This is a genomic window from uncultured Brevundimonas sp., assembly GCF_937870815.1.
GTDB lineage: Bacteria > Pseudomonadota > Alphaproteobacteria > Caulobacterales > Caulobacteraceae > Brevundimonas.
This window is the reverse complement of record NZ_CALMZS010000174.1, coordinates 1-18,676: the sequence shown is the minus strand read 5'-3', so window position 1 is coordinate 18,676 and position 18,676 is coordinate 1. Positions and strand designations below refer to the sequence as shown.

The 18,676-nt window shown below is 70.1% G+C and carries 22 protein-coding genes; 12 read left to right on the top strand and 10 right to left on the bottom strand.

The genetic code is table 11. The features are described from left to right. Window positions 1–482 precede the first annotated feature (482 nt). The 3 genes from Q0588_RS11410 to Q0588_RS11400 all read right to left on the bottom strand — a co-directional run bounded on the left by Q0588_RS11410 (window position 483) and on the right by Q0588_RS11400 (window position 3,406). Window positions 483–809, bottom strand: a complete 327-nt coding sequence (locus Q0588_RS11410; protein ID WP_298746133.1) for a type II toxin-antitoxin system HicB family antitoxin — start codon at window positions 807–809, stop codon at window positions 483–485. Further along, complete coding sequence (locus Q0588_RS11405) at window positions 806–1,072, bottom strand: type II toxin-antitoxin system HicA family toxin (protein ID WP_298746131.1); 267 nt, start codon at window positions 1,070–1,072, stop codon at window positions 806–808. Before Q0588_RS11405 ends, Q0588_RS11410 begins: the two co-directional genes overlap by 4 nt. A gap of 147 nt (window positions 1,073–1,219) precedes the next feature. Next, the gene (locus Q0588_RS11400; protein ID WP_298746129.1) at window positions 1,220–3,406 is read right to left on the bottom strand and encodes a M3 family metallopeptidase; all 2,187 of its coding nucleotides are present in this window, start codon (window positions 3,404–3,406) and stop codon (window positions 1,220–1,222) included. A 124-nt stretch (window positions 3,407–3,530) separates the two neighbouring features. Between Q0588_RS11400 and Q0588_RS11395 the strand changes: the two genes are divergently transcribed. Next, window positions 3,531–4,388 (top strand): aspartate/glutamate racemase family protein, encoded by an 858-nt coding sequence (locus Q0588_RS11395; RefSeq protein ID WP_298746127.1) that lies wholly within the window; start codon window positions 3,531–3,533, stop codon window positions 4,386–4,388. Between the two features lie 26 nt (window positions 4,389–4,414). Here Q0588_RS11395 and Q0588_RS11390 read toward each other — a convergent pair whose 3' ends face one another. Next, complete coding sequence (locus tag Q0588_RS11390) at window positions 4,415–5,029, bottom strand: DUF2306 domain-containing protein (RefSeq protein WP_298746125.1); 615 nt, start codon at window positions 5,027–5,029, stop codon at window positions 4,415–4,417. Window positions 5,030–5,133: 104 nt separating this feature from the next. Between Q0588_RS11390 and Q0588_RS11385 the strand changes: the two genes are divergently transcribed. Together Q0588_RS11385 and Q0588_RS11380 are read left to right on the top strand one after the other, a co-directional pair. Further along, on the top strand, window positions 5,134–5,922 hold the full coding sequence (locus Q0588_RS11385; RefSeq protein ID WP_298746123.1) for a LytTR family DNA-binding domain-containing protein: 789 nt from the start codon (window positions 5,134–5,136) through the stop codon (window positions 5,920–5,922). 68 nt (window positions 5,923–5,990) lie between these two features. Further along, window positions 5,991–6,419, top strand: a complete 429-nt coding sequence (locus tag Q0588_RS11380; RefSeq protein ID WP_298746121.1) for an HIT domain-containing protein — start codon at window positions 5,991–5,993, stop codon at window positions 6,417–6,419. Here Q0588_RS11380 and Q0588_RS11375 read toward each other — a convergent pair. Further along, window positions 6,359–6,955 (bottom strand): hypothetical protein, encoded by a 597-nt coding sequence (locus Q0588_RS11375; RefSeq protein ID WP_298746119.1) that lies wholly within the window; start codon window positions 6,953–6,955, stop codon window positions 6,359–6,361. The genes Q0588_RS11380 and Q0588_RS11375 overlap by 61 nt on opposite strands. Window positions 6,956–7,203: 248 nt before the next feature. On the opposite strand from Q0588_RS11375, the gene sdhC reads away from it, so the two are divergent. From sdhC to Q0588_RS11350, 5 genes are read left to right on the top strand one after another with little or no spacing between them, the layout of a single operon-like run. Continuing rightward, window positions 7,204–7,608 (top strand): succinate dehydrogenase, cytochrome b556 subunit, encoded by a 405-nt coding sequence (gene sdhC, locus Q0588_RS11370; protein WP_298746135.1) that lies wholly within the window; start codon window positions 7,204–7,206, stop codon window positions 7,606–7,608. Further along, window positions 7,605–8,012 (top strand): succinate dehydrogenase, hydrophobic membrane anchor protein, encoded by a 408-nt coding sequence (gene sdhD, locus Q0588_RS11365; protein ID WP_298746117.1) that lies wholly within the window; start codon window positions 7,605–7,607, stop codon window positions 8,010–8,012. Before sdhC ends, sdhD begins: the two co-directional genes overlap by 4 nt. Window positions 8,013–8,016: 4 nt before the next feature. Continuing rightward, complete coding sequence (gene sdhA / locus Q0588_RS11360) at window positions 8,017–9,801, top strand: succinate dehydrogenase flavoprotein subunit (RefSeq protein ID WP_298746115.1); 1,785 nt, start codon at window positions 8,017–8,019, stop codon at window positions 9,799–9,801. A 1-nt stretch (window position 9,802) separates the two neighbouring features. After that, window positions 9,803–10,201 (top strand): GFA family protein, encoded by a 399-nt coding sequence (locus tag Q0588_RS11355; protein WP_298746113.1) that lies wholly within the window; start codon window positions 9,803–9,805, stop codon window positions 10,199–10,201. Window positions 10,202–10,209: 8 nt separating this feature from the next. Then, on the top strand, window positions 10,210–11,010 hold the full coding sequence (locus Q0588_RS11350) for a succinate dehydrogenase iron-sulfur subunit (protein WP_298746111.1): 801 nt from the start codon (window positions 10,210–10,212) through the stop codon (window positions 11,008–11,010). Here the strand turns inward: Q0588_RS11350 and Q0588_RS11345 are convergent, their stop codons facing one another. Together Q0588_RS11345 and Q0588_RS11340 are read right to left on the bottom strand one after the other, a co-directional pair. Continuing rightward, window positions 11,011–11,388: a PIN domain-containing protein gene (locus Q0588_RS11345; RefSeq protein WP_298746110.1), complete on the bottom strand. Its 378-nt coding sequence runs from the start codon at window positions 11,386–11,388 to the stop codon at window positions 11,011–11,013. It abuts the gene before it with no gap. After that, window positions 11,385–11,627, bottom strand: a complete 243-nt coding sequence (locus tag Q0588_RS11340; RefSeq protein ID WP_298746108.1) for a hypothetical protein — start codon at window positions 11,625–11,627, stop codon at window positions 11,385–11,387. The genes Q0588_RS11345 and Q0588_RS11340 overlap by 4 nt, the downstream gene beginning before the upstream one ends. Window positions 11,628–11,705: 78 nt before the next feature. On the opposite strand from Q0588_RS11340, the gene Q0588_RS11335 reads away from it, so the two are divergent. From Q0588_RS11335 to Q0588_RS11325, 3 genes are read left to right on the top strand one after another with little or no spacing between them, the layout of a single operon-like run. Further along, window positions 11,706–12,026, top strand: coding sequence for a 2Fe-2S iron-sulfur cluster-binding protein (locus tag Q0588_RS11335; protein ID WP_298746106.1), 321 nt, complete (start codon window positions 11,706–11,708; stop codon window positions 12,024–12,026). A 7-nt stretch (window positions 12,027–12,033) separates the two neighbouring features. Further along, window positions 12,034–12,834, top strand: a complete 801-nt coding sequence (locus tag Q0588_RS11330; protein WP_298746104.1) for a kinase — start codon at window positions 12,034–12,036, stop codon at window positions 12,832–12,834. Next, entirely contained in the window at window positions 12,831–13,160 is a 330-nt protein-coding gene (locus tag Q0588_RS11325; RefSeq protein ID WP_298746102.1) for a PilZ domain-containing protein, read from the top strand. Before Q0588_RS11330 ends, Q0588_RS11325 begins: the two co-directional genes overlap by 4 nt. A gap of 88 nt (window positions 13,161–13,248) precedes the next feature. On the opposite strand, the gene Q0588_RS11320 is transcribed toward Q0588_RS11325, so the two are convergent. Both Q0588_RS11320 and Q0588_RS11315 read right to left on the bottom strand, forming a co-directional pair. Continuing rightward, the gene (locus Q0588_RS11320; protein ID WP_298746100.1) at window positions 13,249–14,103 is read right to left on the bottom strand and encodes an HAD family hydrolase; all 855 of its coding nucleotides are present in this window, start codon (window positions 14,101–14,103) and stop codon (window positions 13,249–13,251) included. A gap of 117 nt (window positions 14,104–14,220) precedes the next feature. After that, entirely contained in the window at window positions 14,221–16,554 is a 2,334-nt protein-coding gene (locus tag Q0588_RS11315; protein ID WP_298746098.1) for a PAS domain-containing sensor histidine kinase, read from the bottom strand. Between the two features lie 137 nt (window positions 16,555–16,691). Here Q0588_RS11315 and Q0588_RS11310 point away from each other — a divergent pair, with 137 nt between their 5' ends. Continuing rightward, window positions 16,692–17,096 carry a metallopeptidase family protein gene (locus tag Q0588_RS11310; RefSeq protein WP_298746096.1) on the top strand — a complete coding sequence of 135 codons (405 nt, stop codon included), beginning with the start codon at window positions 16,692–16,694 and terminating at the stop codon, window positions 17,094–17,096. Window positions 17,097–17,706: 610 nt separating this feature from the next. On the opposite strand, the gene Q0588_RS11305 is transcribed toward Q0588_RS11310, so the two are convergent. Continuing rightward, the gene (locus Q0588_RS11305) at window positions 17,707–18,282 is read right to left on the bottom strand and encodes a CBS domain-containing protein (RefSeq protein ID WP_298746094.1); all 576 of its coding nucleotides are present in this window, start codon (window positions 18,280–18,282) and stop codon (window positions 17,707–17,709) included. Window positions 18,283–18,676 lie beyond the last annotated feature (394 nt).

The following is an 18,676-nucleotide window of genomic DNA, read 5'->3' as shown; positions in this document are numbered from 1 at the left end:
CACAACCTCATGCCCATTTTCGCTTCAGGTCACGACGACCTGAATCCAGAAAATGGGCCACTCAGCACCGACGGGTGGCCCGGTCCCCATAGAGAAATGGCCTCCGGCGACGATCACGTCGGCGGAGGGTTCTCGCCTGCCTCGTCCCGACGGGTCGGGTGTCGTGCAGGTGGAGACGCGAGGTTCACTTGCGTCGGAAGCGGCGGCTTATGGCGGAAAAGGGCGGCGGAGGCAAGGCGGGCGTGGGCCAGTGTCGTTCTGCGGCTGGCTGGTTCTTCACAAGGGACACAACGAAAGGAAAGCCACAAAGGACACGACGGGGCCGGTGACCTTCGTCGCGCGCAGCGCCTCATTCGTTCGCAACAGGACGAATGCCTACGGCGCCATCTCGCTCGGTCCCGTTGTGTCCTTCGTGGTCCTTTGTGTTCGTTGTGATGAACCAGCGATCTCACCGCAGAGGCGCTGATGGGGAAACCTTTCCCTCAGCTTGCTTTCGCCAACACATCACCCACGAACCCGTTCAGGCTTTTTCCCTCTCGCGCCGCCGCCGCCGCCGCCCGACGGTGCACTTCGGGCGCGACCCGCACCGAGAATGTGCCAGAAAACGGTTTATCAGGCGTCTTGCCGCGTTGACGGCACCAGTCGAGATAGTCGGCGATAGTGTCCGCGAACGCGGCCTTCAGTTCATCCGGCGTCCGGCCCTGAAAGGTCAGGACGTCGCGGGCGTTGACGACTTCGCCGTGGAACAGCCCGGCCTCTTCGTCCAGTTCGACGGTGGCCAGATAGCCGTCGTGGGTCATGGTGGTCATGGTTTGGGATCGGGCGCATGGCCCGCCTCTGTCAGAAAGCGGCGCACGGATTTCAGCGCGCCCTTGTCCGTTTCCTTCTGCGGATGCGGACGATGAAAGACGGCGTCGACGCCGTCCAGATTGACCCGCACGCGAGACCCGCGCCCTTCGCTGATCTCTGCTCCCGACGCCGCGAACAGCGACTCGACGTCGGCCCACAGGATGTTCGCCCGCACCGGGCTGGCGAAGACGGCCTCAAGCGTTCTGGCGTGCCCGCCCTTCACTCGTGGGTGGTATCATAAATTGATACCATATCAATAACCGCCGGACGGCGCCCGCCCCGAACGGCGTGATCGGTAAAGAATGTGGCCGGCGGATCACTCCGCCGGCCTCTCCATCTTCGTTCGCAGGCGCGAAGGGCGGCAGGGCCGCTAGGAGGTCGGGAAACCCCGCACCTTGAGCAGGGCGGCCACGTCCGGGTCGCGGCCGCGGAAGCGGCGATAGGCCTCGGCGCGGTCGGTGGTGTTGCCCTCGGCCAGGATGATCGCCTTGTAGCGGGCGGCGATGTCCGGATTGAAGACGTCGCCCGACTCCTCGAAATAGGCCCAGGTGTCGGCGTCCATGACCTCGGACCACAGATAGCTGTAGTAGCCGGCCGAATAGGCGTCCGAGGTGAACAGGTGATTGAACTGCGGCAGGCGGTGCCGCATCACGATCTCCTTCGGCATGCCGATCCGGGCCAGGCTCTCGCGCTCGAAGGCGTCGATGTCGGTGGGCGGCGCGGCCCGGGTGTGCAGGTCCATGTCGACCAGGGCCGAGGACAGATAGCTGACCGTCGCATAGCCCTGGTTGAAGGTCTGGGCGGCCTCGACCTTGTCGACCAGCGACTGCGGCATCGGCTGGCCAGTCTCCACATGCTTCATGAAGCCGTCGAGGATCGGCCGGCTCAGCACCCAGTGCTCGTGCACCTGCGACGGATATTCGACATAGTCGCGCGGCGTGCCGCCCAGGGCCGGATAGGTGATCCGGTACGACAGATAGTGCAGGGCGTGGCCGAACTCGTGGAACAGGGTCTCGGCGTCGTCCAGCGAGATCAGGATCGGGTCGGCGCCCTCGGCCTTGATGAAGTTGTTGTTGTTCGACGCCAGCACGTTCCTGACGCCGTCATAGGTCGAATAGGACCGGTAGGTGGTCATCCACGCCCCCGACCGCTTGCCGGCGCGGGCGAAGTCGTCGGAATAGAACAGGCCGACATGGCGGCCGGTGGCCTTGTCGGTGACCTCGAACACCTCGACGTCCGGATGGAACACCGGAACCGTCCCCTTCGGCAGGGGGGTGAACCGGTAGCCGTACAGGCGCTCGGCCATGTGGAAGGCCCCGCGCTTGACGTTGTTCAGTTCGAAATACGGCTTCAGCTCGTTCTGGTCGAGGTCGTATTTCTGCTTCCGGACCTTCTCGGCGTAGTACAGATAGTCCCACGGCTCGATGCCGGACTCTCCGACCTCGGCGCCGGCGATGGCGCGCATGTCGGCGACCTCCTCGGCCACCCGCGCCTTGGCCGGGGCCCAGACCCGGTTCATCAGGTCCATGGCCGCGGCGGGCGTCTTCGCCATGGTGTCCTGCATCCGCCACTCGGCGTGGTTGGCGAAGCCCAGCAGCCGGGCGCGCTCGGCCCGCAGCCTGACGATCTCGGCGATCAGGGCGTTGGTGTCGTTGGCGTCGCCATTGTCGCCCCGGTTGACGAATTTGCGCCACACCTGCTCGCGCAGCTCCCGGTCGTCGGCGAAGGACAGGAAGGGGTCGACGCTGGAGCGGGTGTTGACGATGGCGTAGCCGGCCAGGTCGCGGCTGCGGGCCGCGGCGGCGGCGGCGGCCTTGTTCGAGGCCGGCAGGCCGGCGACCCCCGCCTCGTCGGGGATGTGGGTGAAGGTGTTCTCGTCGGCGACCACCTTCTGGCTGAAGCTGGTGAAGGCGCTGGACAGGGCGGTGTTGATCCGCCCCAGCTCGGCCTTGCCGGCGGCGTCCAGCGCGGCGCCGTTGCGGACGAAGGCGTCGCGGGTGCGCTCGGCCAGGCGGGTCTGCTCGGGCGTCAGGCCGGCCGCGGCCGCGCCGTCGGCCACCGTCCTGATGCGGGCGAACAGCCTCTCGTTGAAGATGATCTCGTCGCCGGCGGCCGAGAGCAGGGGCGACAGCTCGGTGTCGACGGCCTGGTAGTCGTCCGAGCCGATGTTCTGGGTCATCACCCCGAAGACGGCGCTGGCCCGGTCGAGCGGCTCGCCGGCCATCTGGTACGGGACCAGGGTGTTGGCGAAGGTCGGCGGCTCCGGATTGTCGGCGATGGCGGCGATCTCGGCGCGCTGCAGCTCGATGCCTTCCAGCAGGGCCTCGCGCAGCCCGGCGGCGGTGACCCGGTCCCACGGCGGCACGCCCTGGTAGGGGCCGGTCCAGGGCTGCAGCAGCTCCGCCCGCGGGGTCTGCGCCGGCAGGACGGCGCGGCCGATGCGGGCCTCTTCCGCCAGGCCGGCCGGCGAGGCGCCGTCGATGGCCATGCCGCTGGAGGCGCAGGCCGACAGGGCGAACAGGCCGCCCCCGGCGATGAGAAGCTGGCGTCGATGCATGGGATCGGGACTCCGTCGGTTCAGGTCGATCCGCCAACCTAGGCCCGCCCGCGGCTGACTGTCACCTGAACGGACGGTAATCTTCGGCGTGGACGCGCCCGGGCGGCGCGGCTAACACCCGCCGATGGCGATTGGCGTATTCGACTCCGGCGTGGGCGGGCTGACGGTCCACCGCGAGCTGACCCGGCGCTTCCCCGGGCGCGACTTCATCTATCTGGCCGACCAGGCCAACGCCCCCTACGGCGGCCGCGGCGGCGAGGACATCGTCGAGCTGACCCGGGCCGGCTGCGAGCGGCTGTTCGAGGCCGGCGCCAGCCTCGTCGTCCTGGCCTGCAACACCGCCAGCGCCATCGCCCTGCGCCGCCTGCAGCAGACCTGGGTTCCCGAGGCGCGGGCGCGGCACGGCCGGCCGATAAACGTGCTGGGCATCATCGTCCCGACCATCGAGGCCGCCACCGGCCTGCCGTGGACCCACGAGGCCGAGCGCACCGCCGGGGGCGAGAAGAAGCAGGCCATAGAGGTGACCGGCGTGTTCTGCACCGCCGCCACCGCCATGAGCCGGGTCTATGAGATCGAGATCGACAAGCGCCGCGAGGACCTGGCCGTCTTCTCCGAGCCCTGCCCGGGCCTCGCCGGCCTGATCGAGCTCGGCGCCCCGGCGGAAGAGCTGAAGGTCGTCGTCAACGACCACGTCGACGCCCTGCGCCGCCGCATCGGCCGCCATCCGGACAAGGCCATCCTCGGCTGCACCCATTACGAGATCGTCGCCGGCCTGTTCGCCGCCGCCCTGCCCGAGGGCACGCTGGTGATCCACCAGCCGACCGCGGTCGCCGACGCCCTCGACCGCTATTTCCAGCGTCACCCCGAATACGCCCTGGGCGGCTCGGGCCGGCGCGACTTCCTGACCACGGGCCGGCCGGGCCCGCAGTCGGAACTGGTCAGCCGGTTCTGGGGCGCGCCGCTGAGCTTCGCGGCGGCCTGAGCGGGACGCCGGCGCCGGCGGCGGCGTCAGGATACGGGCCGCGGTCCGGCGATCCCGCGGATCCAGAGTTCGGCGACGGCCAGGTTGGCGATCCAGCTCAGGAAGGAGATGGCGCGGTAGCCATCGACGAAGTCGAGGCCGGCGAGGGGGATCAGCGGCAGCATGAGCCTGAGGGTCACGGCGGCGAAGGTCAGCGCCAGGCTGCGGATCATCCAGCGGCGGTGCTGGTCGAACCGGCCGGCGACGGCCTTGCGCCAGCCCATGACGGTGGCGCCGAACCAGGCCACGGCCAGCGACCCGAACCCGGCCGCCGCCACCGGCCCGGCCGAGGCGTGCAGCGCCAGCCAGAGGCCGGCGACGGCGCCGACCAGACAGGCCGCCACATAGGTCCGCCCCGCCCAGCGGTGCCAGGCCCGCCGCGGGCCCCGGCGGGTGATCAGCTGGAACGGTCCCAGCGCCAGGGCGATCACCCCGCCGCCGACATGGGCGGCCACCGCCACGGGCCAGTCGGCGATCTGCTCCGCCATCAGCCCCACCGGCAGGACCGGCTCCGGCAGGAGGTAGCGGACGCTGGCCAGGGCCACGCCCAGGGCCGCCGCGGCCATCACGCCGAACATCGCCGTCGAAATCGTCTTGGTCATGCGGTCGCCTCCATTGCGGACCGATCCAGCTTGAAGCGGTCGGCCGCGCCGTGTCAGCCTCGCCTTCGCGAAGGGGCCGGCTCCCTTCGCGAACGGAGCGCGGCGTGAAGACGGGAGACGCGATCGGACGCCTGGCGGCGGTGCGGCTGGGCCGGTCGGGAGCGGCCGAACTGGTCGCCCTGATGCTGTTCGGCCTGTTTCTGGCCGCGATCTCGGCCTTCGGAACCGACCGCGCCTCGCCGGTCCAGCGCTACCTCTACTGGCAGCTGGCCATGGTCGGCGGCGGCGTCGTCGCGGCCCTGATCGAACCGGTCGTCGCCGCCCGACTGGCCGGACGGCCCCGACTGTTCGCCCTCGTCCAGGCGCTGGCCATCACCCCGCCCATCGCCGTCTGGGTGTCGCTGCTGCCGGTCGTCGTCCTGGGCGCCCGGCCCTCGGCCGGACGCATCCTCGAGGTCATGCCCGACGTGCTGGTCGTCAACCTCGCCGTCGTCGTCCTGGCCTGGCTGACCCGGACCGCCCTGCGTCGTTCGCCCGTCCGGCCGGCGGCTCCGGACGGGGTCGCGCCGCCGGTCATCCGGACCAGGCTGCCACCCCGTCTGGCCCGTGCGCGGCTGATCGCGGTGGAGGCCGAGGACCACTATCTGCGCATCCACACCGAGGCCGGCTCCGCCCTGGTGCTGATGCGGATGAGCGATGCGCTCGAGGCGCTGTCCGGACTGGACGGCTTTCGCACCCATCGCTCCTGGTGGGTGGCCCGCACCGCGGTCGAGACGGCGCGGTGGAAGGGCGGCCGGGGCGAGCTGGCGCTGTCGAACGGATCGGCCGCCCCGGTGAGCCGGACCTACGCCGCCGCCCTGAAGGGCGCCGACTGGGCCGCGCCGGTCGCCTGACCCCGCGGGTTCCGTGGCCGATGGACGGTCCGGCTTGACCCGCCGCCGCCGCCGGGCGACGGGGGCGGATGACGACTCCCTTCGAGATCGACCCCGCCTTCCAGGCCGGGTCGGCGCATGCGGTCGACTGGCCCCTGTGCCAGGTGCGCCTCCAGGACGACGCCCGCTTTCCGTGGCTGATCCTGATTCCGGCGAGGCCCGGCCTGCATGAGCTGGAGGACCTGACCGGTCCGGAGCGGGCCGCCCTGATGGAGGAGGTCGTCAGGGCCGGGGCCGTCGTCCGCGGGCTGGGCGAGGCCGTGCAGCGGCCGGTGCGGAAGCTCAACGTCGCCGCCCTCGGCAATGTCACGGCCCAGCTGCACCTGCACGTCGTCGGCCGCCGCCCCGACGACGGCCTGTGGCCCGATCCGGTCTGGGGACGCGGCGCGGCCGTGCGCTACGGGCCCGCGGCCCTGCAGGCGGCGGTCTCGCGCATCCGGCTCAGCCGGGCCGGGTGAGGCTCACCTCGCGGCTGCGCCCGTCCCGGTCGAGGCGGCCGCGCCAGCCGGCCCCGTCCCGCTCGAGCACGACCGTCGCCCCCGTCGTCGAGCCTCAGCACCCCGTCGACCGCCGCCGCGCCGCCGGTCCGGCGACCGCTGCGCCAGCCGCCCTCGGCCGGACCGGTCCCGGAATCCATCAGCACGATCTCGTAGAGGATGCGCCCCTCGGCGTCCCGGATCACCCAGTCCCGGTCCAGCGGGCCGGCGCCCTGGTCGGCGCGGATCTCGGCCGAGGCCACCCCCTGGTCATAGGCGATCTCGGCATCGGTCGGGGCGAACTCATACGCGCCGTCGTAGGCGTCCACGGTGACGGGCGCGGTCAGCGGCGGCCGGTGCGTCCGGCCCGCGCCGTCGCCCTCGGCGATCTGGCGGCCGAAATCGGGGCCCGGTTCGAACGGCCGCACCGCGCGGGCCGCGGGTTCCGGCGGCGGCCCCGGGGCCGCCTGCGGCGTCAGCAGTGCGGCCAGCGCGGCGATCCAGAGTTCCGACGACATGGCTCCACTGTGCCGATTTCGGGGCCGGCTGGCAAAGCGGGCGTCCCCGGACGGCGAATTCGCGGTCGGACGGCCATACCGGCTCGCGCTTCGTTGACCCCTGCGGCGCCGCTGGACTAAAGCCTGACCACCGATTTCGAGCGGCTGATTTCGCTCAGGTTTCTGAGAACCATTCGCATATGTCGATCTCCCCCCTTCCGGGCGACGCCTCCAACGATCCGGCCGAGGACCAGACCGGGCGATTCGTGATGCAGCCCAACGGCCGCGTCCGGCCGCTGTCGCCGCACCTGCAGGTCTGGCGCTGGCATGTGACCATGCTGGCCTCGATCCTCGTGCGCATCAGCGGCGCCGCCCTGGCCGCCGGCGCCCTGCTGGTGGCGGCCTGGCTGGCGGCGCTGGCCTTCGGTCCCGACGCCTACGCCGCCTTCACCGGTTGGCTGGGATCGCCGCCGGGCCTGCTGGTCTGGATCGGGCTCACCGCCGCCCTGGCCTATCATTTCGCCGGCGGCGTCCGGCACCTGATCTGGGACATGGGCGAGGGGCTGACGCCGCGCTCGGCCAATCGGCTGTCCGTCGCCTCGATCGCCTTCGCCGTCGTCGTCACGGTCGCCTACTGGGTTGCGATGTTCATGACCGGGAGGGTCGTCCTGTGAGCCGCCTGACCCAGAGCTACGTCAAGGGCGTCAAGGTCTCCGAGCGCCACGGCGCCGGCGAATGGATGCAGGAGCGGCTGTCGTCGCTGATCCTCGCGCCGCTGACGCTGTGGGGCCTGTGGAGCGGCTGGACCCTGTCGGGCGCCGGCTACGACGGCGCGCTGGCGTGGTTCCGCTCGCCGGTCAACGCCGCCCTGCTGGCGATCACCCTGCTGGTCGGCCTGTGGCACATGAACATGGGCCTCAAGGTCATCGTCGACGACTACATCCACCGCCCCGCCCCGCGGACCGCCCTGCTCGCCCTGATCGGCCTGCTGTGCGTGGTGCTCGCCGCCGCCGGCGTCTTCTTCATCGTGCGTCTGGCGCTGGGCTCGGCCCCGCTCCCGGCCGGTTTCGGAGCCTGAACGCGTGGCTGCCTACGAATTCGTCGACCATGCCTATGACGTGGTGGTGGTGGGGGCCGGCGGCTCCGGCCTGCGCGCCGCCCTCGGGGCCGCCCAGCAGGGGCTGAAGGTCGCCTGCGTCACCAAGGTCTTCCCGACCCGCTCCCACACCGTGGCGGCCCAGGGCGGCATTTCGGCCAGCCTCGGCAACATGGGCGAGGACGACTGGCGCTGGCACATGTACGACACCGTCAAGGGGTCGGACTGGCTGGGCGACCAGGACGCCATCGAATATCTGGTCCGCGAGGCCCCCAAGGCCGTCTACGAGCTGGAGCACTGGGGCGTGCCCTTCTCGCGCACCGACGAGGGCAGGATCTACCAGCGCGCCTTCGGCGGCATGACCCGCAATTTCGGCGAGGGCCCGGTGCAGCGCACCTGCGCCGCCGCCGACCGCACCGGCCACGCCATCCTGCACACCCTGTACGGCCAGTCGGTCCGGCGCGAGGTGAAATTCTTCGTCGAATATTTCGCCCTCGACCTGATCATGCAGGACGGGGCCTGCACCGGCCTGACGGCGCTCCAGCTCGACACCGGCCAGCTGCACCGCTTCCGCGCCAAGCTGGTGATTCTCGCCACCGGCGGCTATGGCCGCGCCTATTTCTCGGCCACCAGCGCCCACACCTGCACCGGCGACGGCAACGCCATGGTGCTGCGCGCCGGGCTTCCCTTGCAGGACATGGAGTTCGTGCAGTTCCACCCGACCGGCATCTACGGGGCCGGCTGCCTGATCACCGAGGGTGCGCGCGGCGAGGGCGGCTATCTGACCAATTCCGAGGGCGAGCGCTTCATGGAGCGCTATGCGCCGACCGCCAAGGACCTGGCCAGCCGCGACGTGGTCTCACGCTCCATGACCATCGAGATCCGCGAGGGCCGCGGCGTGGGGCCGAACAAGGACCACATCCACCTGCACCTCGATCACCTCGACCCCAGGGTGCTGCACGAGCGCCTGCCGGGGATTTCCGAGAGCGCGAAAATCTTCGCCGGCGTCGATGTGACCAAACAGCCGATCCCGGTGATACCGACCGCGCACTACAATATGGGCGGCATCCCGACCAACTATCACGGCGAGGTCCTGACCAGGGTCGGCGACAATGCGGACACCGTCGTGCCCGGCCTGATGGCGGTGGGCGAGGCGGCCTGCGTCTCGGTGCATGGGGCCAACCGCCTCGGCTCCAACAGCCTGACCGATCTGGTCGTCTTCGGCCGCGCCGCCGGCCTGCGCTGCGGCGAAGTGGTCGACAAGGCCGCGAAGGTCCCCGACGCCCCGGCCGCCGCGACCGACGCCCACCTGGCCCGCCTCGACCGCTTCCGCCACGCGAACGGCTCGACCCCGACGGCGAAGCTGCGCCTCGACATGCAGCGCGCCATGCAGTCCGACGCCGCCGTGTTCCGCACCGGCAAGACCCTGCAGGAGGGCGTGGCCAGGCTGCGCGCCGTCCACGCCGCCGGGGCCGACATCAAGACCACCGACCGCGGCCTGATCTGGAACACCGACCTGGTCGAGACCCTCGAATATGACAATCTGGTCGACCAGGCCCTGGTCACCATCGAGAGCGCCCTGAACCGCACCGAAAGCCGCGGCGCCCACGCCCGCGAGGACTATCCGGACCGCGACGACGTCAACTGGATGAAGCACACCCTGGCCTGGAAGGTCCCCGGCGAGACGGTCAGGATCGACTACCGCCCGGTCCATAATTACACGATGTCCGACGAGATCGCCTACATCGAACCCAAGGCGCGGGTGTACTGACGTGCTGACCGGCGGCTGTCATTGCGGAGCGGTGCGCTATGAGGCGGGGGGCGAGCCGTTCGAACGCGCCCTGTGCCACTGCGAACTGTGCCGCAAGACCACCGGCGCCCCGGCCGTCGCCTGGTTCACGGTGCGCGAGGCCGATCTGACGATGAGCGGCGAGCCGGTCCGCTACGCCTCGTCCGATCATGCCGAGCGCACCTTCTGCGGCCGGTGCGGCACGCAGATCAGCTTCCGCGACGCCGCCTATGCGGACCGCATCGACATCACGACGGCCAGCCTCGACGATCCGGAAGCCGCCCCGCCGGTCGAACAGATCTGGGTGCGCAGCCGGCCGTCCTGGATGGCCTCGGCCCACACCCTTCCCGACGACCTCGAACGCCGCCCCCTCAAGGCCTGAAGACGACCATGGTCCAGCTCACCCTCCCCAAAGGTTCGAAACCCGCCAAGGGCAAGGTCCACAAGGCCCCGGCCGGGGCGCAGAACGTCAAGACCTACAGGGTCTATCGCTACGACCCCGAGGTCGACGCCGACCCGCGCTGGGACGTCTATGAGGTCTCGGCCGACGACCACGGCCCGATGCTGCTCGACGCCCTGATCCACATCAAGAACGAGATCGACCCGACCCTGACCTTCCGGCGTTCGTGCCGCGAGGGCATCTGCGGCTCCTGCTCGATGAACATCGACGGCCGCAACACCCTGGCCTGCACCAGGGGCTGGGAGGAGTGCTCGTCCTCGACCATCTCCATCGCCCCCCTGCCGCACCAGCCGGTGGTCAAGGATCTGGTGACGGACCTGACCCTGTTCTACGCCCAGTACGATTCGATCCAGCCGTATCTCCAGTCCGACGAACCGGATCCGGAGACCGAGCGCATCCAGCTGCCCGAGGACCGGGCCAAGCTCGACGGCCTGTACGAATGCATCCTGTGCGCCTGCTGCTCGACCGCCTGCCCGAGCTACTGGTGGAACCAGACGGAGTATCTGGGTCCCGCGGCCCTGCTGCAGTCCTACCGCTGGATCGCCGACAGCCGCGACGACGCGACGGACAAGCGGCTCGACGACCTCGAGGACCCGTTCAAACTCTACCGCTGCCACACCATCATGAACTGCGCCCAGGTCTGCCCCAAGGGCCTCAACCCGGCCAAGGCCATCGCCGAGACCAAGAAGCTGATGGTCTCGCCGTCGCGCAAGAAGACGGAAGCGGCCTGATCAGACCGCCAGCTTCAAGCCGCAGTGCACGGCGAAATGGCGAAAGTCCGCGTCGGTGGCGATCAGTTCGGCGCCGGCGTCGATGCAGCATTGTGCGATCAGCGCATCGGCCAGCATGGCCTTCAGTCCGAGACTCTTCAGGCGCCGGCGCGACAGGCCGGTACGGGTCCAGACGCCTTCGGACATCTCCAGGCGCGGCAGGCGCGCGAGCACCCATGCAAGCCGGGGCTGGGGGTTGGGAAATGACAGCAATTCGGCCTCCACCGGCGGCGGAAGATGCAGATCCTCACCATCCAGCGCCCGGTAGATCAGCAGCGTCTGGGGCGTCTCCACCCCCTTCAGCCAGTCGATCATCGAACTGGTCTCGACGGCGATCACCGGCCGAAACCGGTCCAGTCGTAGGTCTTGTCTTCCCGGAGTTCGGCCAAGGTCACGCCGCTCTCGGCCTCAAGATCCATCGTGCCGCGAAGCGCACGGAGCGCGGCGTAGGCCTCCGCGCGGCGCATGCGACGCAGGGCCTCGCGCAGGGTTTCACTGACCCCCATGCCGGTGATCTTCTGGCCGTCCTCGAGGAGATCGGCGGGGAGGAATGCCGTGATCTTGCGCATCTCGTTCATGGATCGAGTATGCCATACATTGGATATGGCGTCCACTTACGGCCTTGCGAAGTCGGGGCGGCTTGCTAAGAGCCACCGATGGCCAAGGTAACCTATATCGAACACGACGGCCGCGAGCATGTCGTGGAGGTCAAGACCGGCCTCTCCGTCATGGAGGGGGCGATCCGCAACAACGTCCCGGGCATCGACGCGGACTGCGGCGGGGCCTGCGCCTGCGCCACCTGCCATGTCTATGTCGACGAGGCCTTCCAGGCCGGGACCGGCCGGGCCTCGGCCATGGAGGAGTCGATGCTGGACTTCGCCGAGAACGTCCAGCCGAACAGCCGCCTGTCCTGCCAGATCCGGGTTACCGACGATCTCGACGGCCTGATCGTCCGCCTGCCCGAATCCCAGCACTGAGCCGGCCGTGGGCCGCGCCCGTCCCGGCCTGGTCGACCTCGTCGGCGAGCTGATCGGGGCCGGGCCGAAACACCGACCTCCGCGGATCGCCGTGGTCGGCGCCCAGGGCTGCGGCAAGACCACCCTGGCCCGCGCGGCCGCCGCCCGCTTCGGCGCGGCGCAGATCTCCATCGACGACGTCTATCTGACCCGGGCCGAACGCGAGGTCCTGGCCCGCGAGGTCCATCCGCTGTTCCTCACCCGCGGCCCGCCGGGGACGCACGACCTGGGCCTGCTCCAGGGCCTGATCGACCGTCTCTCGACCGCCGGCCCCGGCGACGGGACCCGGATTCCCGACTTCGACAGGCGCGGCGACGACCGTCGGCCGCCGGAGCGCTGGCGGGCCTTCCGCGGCCGGCCGTCGGCCATCCTGATCGACGCCTGGTGCCTCGGGGCCCGGCCGGAGGGCGAGGCCGCCCTCGCCGCGCCCGTCAACGCGCTCGAGCGCGAACACGATCCGGATGGCGTCTGGCGCCGCGCCGTCAACGGCTTCGTCGCCGGCCCCTACGCCGGTTTCGCCGCCCGTTTCGACGCCGTCCTGTTCCTGCAGGCCCCGGGCTTCGACGTGGTGCTCGACTGGCGCTGCCAGCAGGAGGCCGACCTGCTCGGCGTCCCCCCGGACCATCTGCCGCAGGACGAACGGCGCCGTCTGGCCGGCTTCATCCAGTATTTCGAGCGCCTCACCCGGCGCATGCTGTCGGGCGGAGTCGGAGCGAGCGTCACCGTGAAACTGGATCGAAACCGTCAGCCGGTATCCATCGCCTCATGAACGGGCCGGGCGAGCGCAGGCATGAACACCGGTCCCCCGCCAACATGCGCGGCGTCGTGGTCGCGCCGGGCCTCGAACTGTCCTGCCTGATCGTCGACCAGTCCGGGGCCGGGGCGCGCCTGCGGCTGGACCGCAACCTCGCCCTGCCCGACCGGGTGGTGATCGTCGACCTCGCCCAGGCCACCGCCGTCGAGGCCGAGGTGGTCTGGCGCAAGACCCAGGAGGCCGGGGTCAAACGCCTCGGCGCCGCCGCCTCGCTGCGCGGCCTGGTGCCCTCGCGCCTCGCCGCGGCCCGCGCCGCCTTCCTGCGCGCCGGCGGTCGCTAAACCGAGATCTTCGCTCCAGCCTTAGACTGGAGCCTGATTCACGGCATCGGCGGAATCGCGGAGCGATTCCTCCTCGACCGGTCAGGCTCTAGACCCCCTTCGGCATGGTCCCGGCGTTGATGGCGATGCGCCCGATCAGCCCCTTGACGATCAGGTCCAGGGCCGAGCCCTCGCGATAGTCGGCGGCGGCGACGAAATTGACCCGGTCCTCCGAAATCAGGCCGTAGATCTTCTGCTGGTCGCGCTCGGAGTTGCGCGGGTCATAGACGGCGATCGAATAGCCGCCCTTGGTGTGCATCATCTTCATGGTCGGCACGTCGGTGTCGCCGTCGCCGAGGAAGATCATCCGCTCGAACGGCGCCGGCCGGTCGTCGTCGGGCATGAAGCGGTTGATCTTGTCGTGCTCCCAGTGGTTCAGCACGCCCTTGTTGATCCGGAACAGATACTGGGTCTTGGTGGTGTAGTTGACGCCCACCGCCGGCCAGATCGCCACGCCCTGGTCGTCGTAGACGAATTTCGACGCGAACACGTGCCGGAACTCCGGGCGGATCGGGCAGCCGTCGATCATCTCCTCCAGCCCGGCCGAGATGATGTAGTGGTCGATCTCCAGCCCGTATTTGCGGCCGACCTCGTTGATCCGGTCGAACCAGCCCCTGCCGGTCAGGTCGGACCTCAGCCCGTCGAACAGCTTCACGTCCTGGCCGTGATCGCGCAGCGTCTTGCGGGTGATCGGGTCGCCGTTCTCCCGCGCCCGCTGCAGCATCAGCTGCATATACATCAGGATGTTGTCGCCGTCGGCGGCGCGGGTCAGCCGCTCGGCCTCCTCCCAGAAGTCGCCGGTCCCCATGCCCACCGAGGGGATGAAGGTGACCTCCTGCATATTGCCCCGCGCCAGGGTGCCGTCGAAGTCGTAGATCAGCGCGGTCTTGAGAGGCTTGGCCATGGGGAGGTCCTAGGGGCTAGGGGCCAGGTTCTAGGTTCTAGGTTCTAGGGATGCGGGTTTGGTCCGCTTCTTTGACAGGGTGGACTCCAGTCCCTACGCCTCCCCAGCCCCTAGAACCTAGCCCCTAGAACCCAGATGAAGCTCCGGCGGCGCCGCCGCCCCGGTCGCCTCCAGCGGCAGATGCAGGATGAAGGCCGCGCCCTTGCCCGGTTCGCTCTCGACCTCGGCCCAGCCGCCGTGCAGCTCGACCAGCGCCTTGACCAGGGCCAGGCCGACGCCCGGGCCGCCGCGCTCGCGCTTGACGAAGCGGTCGAAGACATGGGCCTGCAGGTGATAGGGGATGCCGCGGCCGGTGTCCTCGACGCGGATGCGCACCTCGGCCGGGGCCGCCTCGGCGGTCAGGGTCACGGCCCCGCCCTCGGACACCGCCCGGGCGGCGTTGTCGAGCAGATACTCCAGCGCCTGGCCGACCCGCTGGGCGTCGGCGCGGATCGGCTTCAGGCCGGGCGGACAGCTGACCGTCAGGGTCGCCCCGCGCCCCTCGATCCGGTCGCGCACCTTGTCCGCCGCCTCGTCGAGCAGGTCGCAGACGCGGACGTCGCCGAGGGCCAGCTCCATCTCGCCGGCGTCGATCTGGGCCATGTCGAGCACGTCGTCGATCGAGCCGGCCAGCTGGCTGGCGGCGACGCGGATGGCCCCGGCGTGCTGGCGGCTGCGCTCCGGCAGGTCGGCCTGGGTCTCCAGCAGTTCGGAATAGCCGACGATGGTGGTCAGCGGCGTGCGCAATTCATACGAGACGCTGCCGACGAATTCGCGCTTCAGCGCCGTCGATTCCTCCAGCGCCTGGGCCTTGGCGGCCAGCGCCTGCTCCAGTCCGCGCCGGGCGGTGATGTCCGAGAAGGCCACCAGGGTGGCCCCGTCGGGCAGGGGCCGGGTCTGCCACGAGGCGATGCGGCCGTCGGCGGTCCGGCCCTCGCCCGAGATCGGCACCCGGCTCTCCGGATCGGGGTCCGCCACCCGCGCCTTCAGCCCCAGCCACAGGGCCGGGTCGGGCATGGTCTTGTGGCACAGGGCGGCCACGGCGTCGAAATCCCCGGCCGCGTCCAGCGCCTCGCCGGGCACGTTCCAGAAGGTGTCGAAGGCCTCGTTGTGCAGGCGGATGCGGCCGTCCGAACCGAACACGGCGACGGCGTCGTTCAGCTTGTCCAGCGTCGCCTTCTGGACCTGGATCTGGGCGTTGAACCGGCTGCGCAGCTTCAGCTCGTCGGTGATGTCCGAGAACAGCAGCAGCACCCCGCCCAGCGGGTGCGGCTGGCGCACCACCCGCAGGGTGCGGCCGTCGGGCAGCGACCAGCTGCCGTCCGGCGCGGCCTCGGAGGCGCCGTAGAAATCGAGCTCGTTGGCCTTCCAGCCGGCGTAGTCGATGACCTCGGGCAGCAGCCGGCGCTGGCGCAGCCGGTCGAGCAGCTCGGCGTGGGTCGGCCGTTCGTCCAGCCAGGCCGGATCGATGTTGAACAGGGTCTGGAAGGCGGTGTTGTGGAAGGCCAGCCGCTTGGACGGGCCGAAGATGGCCACCGCGTCGGCCAGGTGGTTCAGGGTCTCGTCATGGGCCTCGACGTGGCGGCGCAGGGTGTCGCGGGTCTCTTCCGCCTCGGTCATGTCCAGCGCGAAGGCCAGCACCGCCCCGGCCCCGCCGGGGGCCGGCTGGGCCACGATCCGCCAGGCCCGGCGGCGGCCGCCGCCGGTGGTCCAGCGAAAGCCCTCCTGGCGCTGGTGCAGCCGCCCGGCCTCGGCCACGATGGCGTCCGCGCCCCGGTCGAAGCTCAGGCCCTTGTCGCGGGCCGTCTCGACGCTGTCGACCTTCATCTCGGCCAGCCACGCCCTGTTGGCCCAGGCCAGCCGCCCGGCCGCGTCGGTGATCCAGGTCGGGGCCGGATAGGCGTCGGCCAGCAGGCCCAGCCCGCTCTCGGCCGCCGTGCCGACCAGGCCCAGCCGCGACAGCCGCAGCCAGGCCGCCCCGGCCGAGGCGCGGCCCTCGACCGCCCAGGCTCCGCCCGCGCCCTCCAGCACCGCGTCGAAGGGTTCGCCCTGGTCGATCAGGCCGTCGAGCCGCGGGCCCGCCGCCGCGCGCACCGCGTCCAGCACCACCAGCGCCGGGTCGCCCCCGGGGGCCTCCCCCCCGCCCAGTTCGCGAACGATCGCCTCCCAGGCGGCCGCGGCGCCGAGCCGGCGGGTCTCGCCCTCTGGGGTCAGGGCCAGCCGGGCGTCCTCGAAGGCCGCCAGGGCGCCGTCGCGGTCGGCCAGGGCGGCGCGCGCCTCCGCCAGCCCGGCCTCGGCCGCCCGGGTGCGCTCGGCCAGCCGCCCGCGCAGCCGCGCCGCCCAGGCGCTGAGCGCGAGGGCCAGGCCCGCCGCCCCCGCGGTGGCGACATAGGCGATGTCGGCCTCGGCCATCTGTCCTGATCAGCTCCCCGGCGTGATTCGGTAACCATACCTGATGGGGTGCTAGGGGCTAGGGACTAGGTTTTAGGGAGGTCTCGCCGCCGCCGGGGCTTTTCAACCTGGCCCCTGGAACCTAGTCCCTAGAACCTATGACCTGGACCTCCCGGACAGCCCCCTCCCTCGACGACTTCGCCCGGCTGGCGCGCGAGGCCTTCGACGGCCTGCCCGAGCCGTTCCGGTCGCTGGCCGGAGAGGTGGTCATCCGCGTCGACGACTTCGCCGACGACGAGACCCTGGCGATGATGGAGATGGACGACCCGTTCGAGCTGACCGGCCTCTATCACGGCGTCGACATCGGCCGCCGCGACAGCATGGGCCCGGCCCCGGAGGCGTCGCGCATCTTCCTCTACCGCCGCCCGATCCTCGACGAATGGTGCGAGCGCGGCGACGTCGGCCTCGGCGAGATCATCGCCCACGTCCTGATCCACGAGATCGGCCACCATTTCGGCTTGGACGACGACCAGATCCATCACATCGAGGACGCGGCGGACTGAGGGGATAGCGCTCCACACTTGTCGTCATCCTCCGGCAAGCGGCGCAGCCGCGCAGACCGGGGGACCCATCGTCATCCTTCGGCCGAGCGAAGCTCGGACCGGGGGAGGCGCGCGCGAGCGCGACCCTGTCGGGAGCGCCGCCGTTCACAGCCGCCTGCCTGAACAGATCGCCTTCGGCGCCGCTGGGTCCCCCGGTCGCTCCTGCGGAGCGCCGGAGGATGACGAAATCAGTTTTGCTGCGCGCCGCAAATCCGCCGCCAACCGTCATGCTTTCAGCAGACAACCGCTTGTTTTCATGGGCGACAGCCTCTCCCCCAGCGTCATGAACCCGCCTGAGGAGGCAGCGGGTGCATAATGCCCGGGTTTCCGCGTCGCGATCTTTGACAACCGAATCCCGAACCGCCGCCCCAGGCGTCTTCATCGTACGAAAATGCCGACTCTGCCGACTCTGCCACCATGTTTTCCACCGCGACCCTGCCGACTCTGCCACGGCGTTTTTTCCGTCGGCGCCCTCGCCTTAAATCCTTCCCGATCTGTGGTATAAGCCGCGCCTCCCTCGCTTTCAGGATGCCGCCTTGAGCCTGACGCTCGACCTTTCCCGCACGCCCGATCAACGGGGCGCGACCGCCCCGGCGGCGCCCGTCAACCTGTCCGGTCTGACGCGCGACGCGCTGCGTCGGGCGCTGGTCGAGGCCGGGGGTGTGGGTGGCCGAGGGGCCGCTCCCCGACCGGCAGGGCGGCATTGTAGCACTGGCAGGGCGTGATATTCCTTCCAGCCTTGATGTTGATGGGCCGCGGCCAGCGAGGCGCGGGCGCTTAAGCGATGCCGGGCCGGCTGCATGGTTTGCGCCACGGTGGCGCCACGCCCGGCGCGCAACAGATCCGCCATTGCGGCCATCCCTTGCAGGCGCCGGTCGGCGTCGACCACGTACAGATACGGTCCCACCGATTCCGGTGACTGGCGCAGCCGCTCGAGCGCTTCGCTCACGAGTGTTTCCGGCGCTACCGCCAGGCAATGGGTGTTGATCCAGGCGCCGACCGTGTCTTCCGGGTAAGTAAGCAAAAGGCGAAAGGCGAGTGCCGTCGCGGTCGGCAGTTGCGCGATCAATTGATCGCGCCGCGGTTGGCGGACATACCGCAGCACGGCGGAGCCATGGTCGAGCATCCACCGCAGCGGAAAGCGCACCGACGTCGTCGGCGCGGCGTACGCGGGTGGTGCGACGGGCGCCGGAGCCGCTGACGCGGCTGGATCGGTGGGCGCCGAGAGTGAGGTGGGCTCGTTGGTCAATGCGTTGTGGGACAACGTGATAGAAACGACCGTCCAGACCCCTCCCTAAAGGCGACAAGGATAGCAAGTTTCGGGCAAAATGCTAGAGGCCGGAAGGGAAGTATGAATGCGAATTGCGAAATGCGACACATGCCGGCCTGCCAGCACGTGTCGCATTTCGCATTTTCGCATTCGCTCTTCACCCACTCCCCACCCCCCGCCCAACTCCCCTTCCACCCATTGACCGACCGTTCAACGTCGCTTAGTCTCATTGACCAGATGCTCAATGAGACCAGGAGGCCCAGCCATGCCC